Here is a 1,672-nt window from a genome sequence, read left to right as displayed (position 1 = left end):
TGGTTGAATGAAAAAGTAACTTCCACCATACATTGGCACAGGTAAAATAAGACCTTTTTGCAGGACTAACATCCATATAGTTCTGGATTATTCGTAAAAATTAACATATAATAAGGGCAGAAAACAAAGCTTTTTCTGGAAGATGGGCATGATTTTGGGACCACTGAAAGTACTTTTGAAAAAGTAACTTCCACCGGCCTGATTATGAAACCAGCACCGGAAATGGATCTTGCAGTTACTTTTTCAAGAGTGATGGCTTAAGGATCACCTGGTTGGCGGGAATCCTTTCCAGCTGGCAGAGGTCCAGCAGTTTTCTGTCTATCAGCAGCAGAGCCAGTTCAAACGGGGTGCAGCCGTTTAAACTGGCTCTTGCTACGCTATTGATGTGGTTGGTGATCAGAGTTACCTGTTCCTGGTCCAAGCCTGCGAATGTCGTACCTTTGGGGATAATATAACGGATGAATTCATGATTTTTTTCCAGACGTCCCTTCTGCCAGGAAGCCATGGGATCGCAGTAAAAGACACGGGATAGAAGTTCACCTTCAGGCCGTTCAAAAATAGCTGGATCTTTGAATGAGGCACCATTGTCTGTAAGAATGACCGGAAAGAGTTTTCGATATAGCTCTGCTCCCAGATGGGTATATATTCGCTGAAACACATCTTGTACGTTGTCCTTCCTGTCAGCCTCCATAAGAAAAATAAGCATAAGGCTACAATTACGGAAAAGCATGGTCAACAGTACTTGTTCTGATTTTCCCCCGGCACCTTCCACCACATCTAATTCCACCACATTTGTATCTGGAAACTTTTCCAGATATCTCTCAAAATCCTGATAGGATCTGTCTTTTCTATATCCAGTGTTGTCAGGTTCTCTGCGGACCTGCCGACGTTTTTTGTAGCGGACCTTCCGGGGAAGGTCGAGGTTGATTGCAGTGAAGTATCCCTGGTCTATATAGTTGTAGAGGGTCCTTATAGAACAAGGGACGGATTCCTGATTAGAAGCAAAGATATGGGACAAAGGCTGTCCCTGCAGAAGCAGAGGGGAAACCAGACGGTCCAGCTGTTCCAGGGACTCAGGAGTCTGGTTAATCCCAGACCGTGAAGAAGATTTTGTTTCACTGTAAATATCATTGGCATAATTGGCCCTGTAGAAATAGAAGTCGTGGGAACAGTTGCGTATCTGAGGGCAGTCATTACACACGTAGGGGGGCTTTTTTAACTTTTCGCAGAGTCTGGGAGTAAAGTCAGGACAATACATGGAACAGCGCTTAGGGCGGCATTTCCAGCATAAGGAATTACAAGTCTGATTTCCGCAGATATGCTGCTTTACACAGTTCTGAAAATGCTCGCATTCTGAGCGCTTCCGCTGGGTTTCGTTTTGAAAATGAGGAACCCGGAAAAGGTGACGCCGAATCTCCTTGGAAATGGTAGAAGAATCCTTGTTGATTCTGCAGGCAATCTGCGTGAAATTTTCCCCACGGCTGATACCATGTTCAATGGCAGCACGATCAGCAAGGGTAAGGTGTTTTTTGTTTCCAGTAGCTTTAGTAGACATAAATGAATCCTCCTATACAATAAAAATATCCCATTTCCGGTAGTTGGAGGATATGACCAGGGAGGAGCCCTGGTATTTCTTATAGAATAAACGATTGCAAGACTAACTTCCACCCCC

The 1,672-nt window shown here is 44.4% G+C and carries 1 protein-coding gene; it reads right to left on the bottom strand.

The annotated features are described in order from the left end of the window. Positions 1-235: 235 nt before the first annotated feature. Complete coding sequence (locus LI112_RS17705; RefSeq protein WP_009243531.1) at positions 236-1,555, bottom strand: IS30 family transposase; 1,320 nt, start codon at positions 1,553-1,555, stop codon at positions 236-238. Positions 1,556-1,672 lie beyond the last annotated feature (117 nt).

This window comes from Blautia sp. 210820-DFI.6.14, assembly GCF_020558815.1.
Classification (GTDB): Bacteria; Bacillota; Clostridia; order Lachnospirales; family Lachnospiraceae; genus Blautia_A; species Blautia_A obeum.
The sequence above is the reverse complement of the archived record's forward strand: the minus strand, read 5'-3'. Positions and strand labels throughout refer to the sequence as shown.